Raw genomic sequence first — 7,603 nt, forward strand, 5'->3', positions numbered from 1 at the left:
TCTTCGAGGCCGAATAAGAAAGGAGAACCGTATGCTGCATTGCACCCGCCGCCGTATGCTCGTTGCCGTCGCCGCCTTGGCTTGCACGGCCCTCGCGCCGCTCACCGCAACCGAGGCGTATGCGCAAAGCACCAAGAAACCGAGGGTCGCCCTCGTCATGAAGTCGCTGGCGAACGAATTCTTTCTGACCATGGAAAACGGCGCCAAGGACTACCAAGCGCACAATGCCGCCAAGTTCAGCCTGATCACCAACGGCATCAAGAACGAAACCGATACGGCCGCGCAAATCAATATCGTCGAACAAATGATCGACAGCCACGTCGATGCGATCGTGCTGGCGCCGGCCGATTCCAAGGCGCTCGTGCCCGTGGTGAAGAAGGCCATCGACGCCGGTATCGTCGTCGTCAACATCGACAACCGGCTCGACCCCGATGTGCTCAAGTCCAAGAACTTGAACGTGCCGTTCGTGGGCCCCGACAACCGCAAGGGTGCGGAGAAAGTCGGTGATTATCTGGCAAAGAAACTGAAAGCGGGCGACGAAGTGGGGATCATTGAAGGCGTGTCGACGACGACGAACGCACAGCAGCGCACCGCCGGCTTCAAGGACGCGATGGCCAAGGTGAACGCGAAAATCGATTCGGTCCAATCCGGCGAATGGGAGATCGACAAGGGCAACGCGATCGCGTCTGCCATGCTGAATCAATACCCGAACATCAAGGCGCTGCTGTGCGGCAACGACAACATGGCGATCGGTGCCGTCTCGGCCGTACGCGCGGCGGGCAAGCAAGGCAAGGTGTACGTGGTCGGGTATGACGACATCGATGCGATCAAGCCTATGCTGAAGGACGGCCGCGTGCTCGCCACGGCCAACCAGTACGCCGCGAAGCAAGCGGTGTTCGGCATCGATACGGCGCTGAAGGCGATCGACGAGCACAAGAAGCAATCGGATCTGTCGCAGGTGGTCGAGACGCCGGTTGACCTCGTGACGAAGGGTTCGAAGTGATCTTCGACTGACCGTCGAATGTAGCCGGTGTTCGGCCTGTTATCCCAGGGCCGAACATGCGCTGGCACGCGATGGCGTCGATGCCGGCGGACGCGCTCAAGAAAGGGCGCGAGACTGCCGTTATCCTCCGATATATGCGTCATGGCGGTGTGCCGGCGCGCGACGGCTGCGGATCCGGCCGCCCCGACAACGGAAACCCGATGGATTTGACCGACCACGACGAATCGAACGCAGTGCTCAGCGTGACCGGGATCGGCAAGGTCTATGCCGAGCCCGTGCTCGCCGACGTCACACTCGCCCTGCATGCGGGCGAGGCGCTCGCGTTGACCGGCGAAAACGGCGCGGGCAAGAGTACGTTGTCGAAGATCATCGGCGGGCTCGTCGCACCGAGCGCCGGCCGCATGCGGCTCGGGGGGAACGACTACGCGCCGAAAAGCCGGCATGAAGCCGAGGCCCTGGGCGTACGCATGGTCATGCAGGAACTGAATCTGCTGCCCACGCTCACCGTCGCGGAAAACTTGTTTTTCGACCGCCTGCCGCGGCGCGGCCCACGCATGCTCGGCTGGATCGATCGAGCACGTTTGCGCGAGGAAGCCCGGGCGGCGATGGCACGCGTCGGGCTCGACGCGATCGATCCCGATACGCCCGTCGGTGCGCTCGGTATCGGCCATCAGCAAATGGTCGAGATTGCCCGCAACTTGATCGACGACACGCGTGTGCTGATCTTCGACGAGCCGACAGCCATGCTGACGGCGCGCGAGGTCGATCTGCTGTTCGAACAGATCGACCGGCTCAAGGCGAGCGGGGTGGCCATCGTCTACATCTCGCACCGGCTCGAGGAGCTGGCACGCGTGGCGGAGCGTGTCGCCGTGCTGCGCGACGGGCGCCTCGTCGAAGTGAACCGGATGGAAAACGTCACGAGCGAGCGCCTGGTCACGCTGATGGTCGGACGCGAGCTTGGCGAGCGCATCGATCTGGGCGAACGCCGAATCGGCGCGCCGTTGTTGAAGATCGAGGGCCTGACGCGCGGCAGCGCGGTGCGCGACGTCTCGTTCGACGTACGCGAGGGCGAGATCTTCGGCGTGAGCGGCCTGATCGGCGCCGGACGCACGGAGCTGATGCGGCTGATCTACGGCGCGGACCGGGCCGATCGCGGCACGGTCTGCGTCGGCCGGCCGCTGACGAAGGCGACGATCGGCTCGCCGGCGGACGCCGTTCGGCACGGTATTGCCCTGATCACCGAAGACCGCAAGGGCGAGGGCCTGTTGCTGCCGCATCCGATTGCCGCGAACGTCTCCCTGGGCAACATGGGCAGCGTGGCGCGCTGGGGTATCGTCGAGCCGCGCCGCGAGCAGTCGCTTGCGCGCAGGCAGATGGAGGCATTGCGCGTGCGGGCGCATGGCCCTGCGCAACCGGTGGGCGAGCTGTCGGGCGGCAACCAGCAAAAGGTCGTGATTGGCCGTTGGCTCGCGCGCCAAGCCGACGTGCTGCTGTTCGACGAGCCCACGCGCGGGATCGATGTGGGGGCGAAGTTCGACATTTATATGCTGCTCGGGGCGCTCGCGCGCGAAGGGCGAGCGATCGTCGTCGTCTCGAGCGACCTGCGCGAACTGATGCTGATTTGCGACCGAATCGGCGTCATGTCGGCGGGCCGGCTCACGGGCATTTTCGAGCGCGACGCATGGACACAGGACGCATTGCTCGCCGCGGCCTTCGCGGGCCATATGCAAGGGAACGGCACGCCCGCGGTTGCGGCCTCGCACTCACCCGACGCACGGAGTCTGTCATGAACGATCCGGCCGCGCGCCCCGACGGGGCATCCCCCGTGCTTGACGATACCTCGAGCGTCCGGCCTGTCGGGACTCGGCTCGGCCTGTCCAATTACCTGGGGCTGGCGGGGGCGCTGGCCGCGATGATCGGGCTGTTTTCTGCCCTCAGCTCGCATTTTCTGACGTACGAAACGTTCAGCACGATCGCCAATCAAATCCCGGATTTGGTCGTCATGTCGGTCGGCATGACCTTTGTGCTGATCATTGCCGGGATCGACTTGTCGGTGGGGTCCGTGCTGGCGCTGGCGGCCTCGGTAGTCAGCGTGGCGGCGCTCAAATGGAGCTGGGGCGCGGTACCGTCGGCCCTGCTGGGGATGGCGGCCGCCGCACTCACCGGCACGGTGACGGGCGGCGTGACGGTCGGCTGGCGCATTCCATCGTTCATCGTCTCGTTGGGCGTGCTCGAAGCGGCACGCGGGCTTGCCTACCAGCTCACGAATTCGCGCACCGCCTACATCGGCGACGCATTCGACTTTCTGTCGAATCCGATCGCGGTCGGTATTTCGCCTGCGTTCGTGATCGCGGTGGTCGTCATGATCGCCGCGCAGCTCGTGCTGACGCGCACCGTGTTCGGCCGGCACCTTGTCGGGATCGGCACCAACGAAGAAGCCGTGCGGCTGGCGGGCGTCGATCCGCGGCCCTATAAGGTGGCGGTGTTCGCGTTGATGGGGGCGCTTTCCGGGCTCGCGGCGCTGTTCCAGGTGTCGCGGCTCGAAGCCGCGGATCCGAATGCCGGCGTCGGGCTGGAGCTTCAAGTCATCGCCGCCGTCGTCATCGGTGGCACCAGCCTCATGGGCGGGCGCGGATCGGTTATCAGCACCTTCTTCGGCGTGCTGATCATCTCGGTGCTGGCGGCAGGGCTCGCGCAGATCGGCGCGAACGAACCGACCAAGCGAATCATCACGGGAGCCGTTATCGTGGTGGCAGTCGTGCTCGACACGTATCGAAGCCGGCGCAAGCGAGGTTGAGTGAGTAGCACGGGTAGGACGTACGGTTCATCGCGCGGGGAATCGCGGCGGACCGGCGCTCAAAATGGAATGGTCGGAATACGTGCCTGGCCCGCCGGGCCGGCAACAGAAAAACAAGCGAGAGAGAATCGGTAATGGCGACGATCAAGGATGTGGCGGCCATGGCCGGTGTGTCGTTCACCACCGTGTCGCACGTGGTCAACAACACCCGCCCGGTGTCGGCCGACGTGCGTGCAAAAGTGGAGCGGGCGATCACCCAACTCAATTACGTGCCGTCGGCCGTGGCCCGATCGCTGAAGGGGCGCTCGACGGCAACCATCGGGCTTGTGGTGCCCAACAGCACCAACCCCTATTTCGCGGAGCTCGCGCGCGGTATCGAAGACGGCTGCGCGCGCCAAGGCTTTTGCATGTTCTTCTGCAATTCCGATGACGATCCGGCGAAGCAGCGCAACTACCTGCGGATCTTGCAGGAAAAGCGCATCGACGGCCTCATCATCGCATCGGCCGGCGACGACGCCGTCCTCGCGAGCAGCTTGACCGACACGCGCGAACCGCTCGTCGTGGTCGATCGCAACATCGAGGGGCTGGCTGCGGACCTCGTCCTGATCGATCACGAACGCGGCGCCTATCTCGCCACGCGGCACCTCCTCGAGCTCGGCCACGTGCGCATTGGCTGCATCACGGGCCCCGTCGCGACGGCCGTCAGCGCCATGCGCGTGCATGGATTCATCCGCGCCATGGCCGAGCGCGGCATCGACATCGAACCGAGCGCCATCGTCGAAAGCGATTTTTCGGGCAAGGGCGGACAGGAAGCGGCCGGACGCCTGTTCGACACCGTGCGCCCCACGGCCATTTTCGCCTGCAACGACATGATGGGCATTGGCGCGCTGCGCGTCGCCGCCGAACGGGGCATTCGCGTGCCGCAGCATTGCTCGATTATCGGCTTCGACGATATCGAATTGAGCAGCTATACGTACCCCGCGCTATCGACAGTCGGCCAGTCGGTGCGCGCGTTCGGCGAGGCTGCGGCGCTGATGCTGATCGAGCGGATCAGCGGCGGGGTGAGCGGGCCGACGCGCCGGCGCGTCATCACGCCGCGGCTTGTGCTGCGCGAGTCGACAGCGGTGTTCGCCGGGCCGATGGACGCGGCGCTTTGCGCCTGAGGGCTGCGGTGCAAACGCTCCGCAAGCCGCCTTTCTCCTATCGACACGATTCATAGGCTTTCTTTATTCGATTCGTCATAGCAATACGTTTTCTCAAGTCCTCTGTCACCCAGCCGTAAACGACAGGTGCGGAGCGCAAACTGCCGCCGCGGGTGCGGCGAACGGTGCGCTTGAACCTGGTTCTGACCAGAAGGACTTCCCAATGTTGAAAAACGGTATGACGATCAAGGCGCGCATCGGCTTGGCGATGGCGTTTTTATCCGCACTGTTGCTGGCGCTCGGCGCGCTCGGCTTGTCGGGGATGGGCAAGGCGAGCACGGCGACGCGCGACATCTATCGGAATCAAATGCCGAGTGCGGTGGCGATCAGCATGGCGGAAAGCTATGCGGCACGCGAGCGCCTGGCCCTGGATCGTGCTGCCCTGCATGCAGGGCAGGCCGAGGAAACCAAAAAGAATTTCGACCGTGCCGCGGTACTTCGTTCGACGGCGGACGAGTGGTGGAAAAAGTACCAGGACTTCCCGCGCAATGCCGAGGAAGACAAGCTCGCGCAAGACGTCGCCGCGAAACGCGAGGCGCTGCGGTCGGTCGTATCGGCGTACATCGCTGCGATCAACGCTAACGATCACGAGAAGATCCTTAGCACTGCTGACGATTTGCAAACCGCTTTCGTCGCTTTGTCGAAAAGCGACGATACGTTGAGCAAGCTGCAGTTTTCGCAATCGACGGCCGAATACGAGGGTTCCCAGGCAACCTGCGACACGTTCCGCACGGTGACGATCGTGCTGCTCGTCGTCGCGCTCGCGGCGGCACTCGTGGCGTATTTGAAGCTGCGCGCAGCGATAGCCGGCCCCCTCGCCGAAGCATTGGTCCATTTCGAGGCGATCGCGTCGGGTGACCTGCGCCAGCCGATCGTCGTGCGCACGCGTGACGAAATGGGGCTCATGCTGGACGGGTTGGCCAAAATGCAGCGCAGCTTGACCGATACGGTTCGGACGGTGCGCAGCGGCAGCGAATCGATCGCATCGGCGACGAAGCAGATCGCCGCGGGCAATCTCGACTTGTCGGCTCGAACCGAAGAGCAAGCCGCTTCCCTGCAGCACACCACCTCGAGCATGGACCAGCTGACGGGCACCGTCCGGCAGAACGCCGACAACGCCCGCCAGGCGAGCGCGCTGGCCGCGAACGCCTCGGAGATCGCCAACAAGGGGAACGACGTTGTCGGCCAGGTTGTCGGCACCATGGGCGAGATCAACGACAGTTCCGCGAAGATCGCGGACATCATCACGATCATCGAAGGCATCGCCTTCCAGACCAACATCCTCGCGCTGAATGCAGCGGTCGAAGCCGCGCGCGCCGGCGAGCAAGGGCGCGGCTTCGCCGTCGTCGCAGGCGAGGTGCGTTCGCTGGCACAACGCTCGTCGGGTGCGGCGAAGGAAATCAAAACGCTGATCGATACGTCGGTCGAGCGCGTGCGTTCGGGCTCGGCGCTCGTGGGTGAAGCCGGGCGCACGATGGAGGAAATCATTGCTGCCGTGCAGCGCGTAACCGATATCATGGGCGAAATCGCTGCGGCGTCGGAAGAGCAGAGCAGCGGTATCGGCGACGTCGCTCGAACCGTGTCGCAGATGGACGAAGTGACACAGCAGAACGCGGCGCTCGTGGAAGAAGCGTCGGCCGCCGCACAATCGCTGGAAGAGCAGGCTGAGCGCCTGCGCGCGGCCGTCAGCGTGTTCCAGCTCGTCGATAATGGCAGCGCGGCGCGCACGAACACGTTGCCGCCGTCGTCGTCGCGCGCGCCCGTTGCCGCCAGGACGCGCGCGAAAGCTGCGCCTGCCCCGGCGCCTGCCATACGCAAGCGCTCCGCTGTCCCGGCCAAGGTGCCGGTAGTGGCGGGCACGCCCCGTGCCGAGCCTGCCGCTGGAACGGGAACCTCAGCCTTGGCCGCAACCGCAACCGCCGCCGCAGCAAAACCCGTCACCGTGCAGGCGCAACGCACGCGCGCTCCGGTCGAGGCGAAACCTGCTGTCTCCGCTCAGCGCGCGGCTCCCGCCGCAACTGCCGCTTCGGCTCCCGCACCGGCCCGCAAGCTGTCCGCGGCGAGCGCATCGCCCGCGGCGCAGTCGGACGACGACTGGGAAACGTTCTAGGAACGCGGGCCCTGCGCCCAGGATTTACCCCTTCCGCGTCCCGCTCGGGATGCGACGCGCCCGGCCGTTTCCGATGACGAAGCGCCGGGCCTGCTCGCCCGAGGCACCTGTCCCCGAAAGATGCCGATCAGCGTTCATCCGGTTTCCAACGACGCGCCGTCATGGCTCGCCTTTCGATACTCGCGAGTCGATCGAAAAAACTTGTAACCGATGCGTACAAGTGTCGTCGAAAACCACCGCCAGCGCGTATACGGATAAAGCACTGCGCGGAGCGGATAAGCGCTGCGCCGATAACGCACTGCAATGTTGCATGAGAAGGTTGCCCGTCAGGCATCCCACGTGCAATGGGGGGCGAGGGCCGGCTTGCGGCATGGGGACGATCCAAGTGATCCTTGCGTGGGGCGGACCGTGCAACGAAATGGTGCGCTTGCTGTCAAGCTGAGGCTCGCGCTTGCGAGAAGCGATGCCGGTATCTGAGAAGGGAGGCCGTG

At 64.9% G+C, this 7,603-nt stretch carries 5 protein-coding genes; all 5 read left to right on the top strand.

Features of this window, described 5'->3' with window-relative positions:
* Window positions 1-31: 31 nt before the first annotated feature.
* Entirely contained in the window at window positions 32-1,003 is a 972-nt protein-coding gene (locus ACTHL0_RS15445) for a sugar ABC transporter substrate-binding protein (RefSeq protein WP_440567686.1), read from the top strand.
* Between the two features lie 200 nt (window positions 1,004-1,203).
* Window positions 1,204-2,793 carry a sugar ABC transporter ATP-binding protein gene (locus tag ACTHL0_RS15450; protein WP_440567687.1) on the top strand — a complete coding sequence of 530 codons (1,590 nt, stop codon included), beginning with the start codon at window positions 1,204-1,206 and terminating at the stop codon, window positions 2,791-2,793.
* On the top strand, window positions 2,790-3,800 hold the full coding sequence (locus tag ACTHL0_RS15455; protein ID WP_440567688.1) for an ABC transporter permease: 1,011 nt from the start codon (window positions 2,790-2,792) through the stop codon (window positions 3,798-3,800). The genes ACTHL0_RS15450 and ACTHL0_RS15455 overlap by 4 nt, the downstream gene beginning before the upstream one ends.
* A 134-nt stretch (window positions 3,801-3,934) precedes the next feature.
* The gene (locus ACTHL0_RS15460; protein WP_440567689.1) at window positions 3,935-4,963 is read left to right on the top strand and encodes a LacI family DNA-binding transcriptional regulator; all 1,029 of its coding nucleotides are present in this window, start codon (window positions 3,935-3,937) and stop codon (window positions 4,961-4,963) included.
* A gap of 202 nt (window positions 4,964-5,165) precedes the next feature.
* Window positions 5,166-7,112, top strand: a complete 1,947-nt coding sequence (locus ACTHL0_RS15465) for a methyl-accepting chemotaxis protein (RefSeq protein WP_440567690.1) — start codon at window positions 5,166-5,168, stop codon at window positions 7,110-7,112.
* Window positions 7,113-7,603: the final 491 nt, after the last annotated feature.

The sequence above is a fragment of the Trinickia sp. genome, assembly GCF_051961175.1.
Taxonomy (GTDB): domain Bacteria; phylum Pseudomonadota; class Gammaproteobacteria; order Burkholderiales; family Burkholderiaceae; genus Trinickia.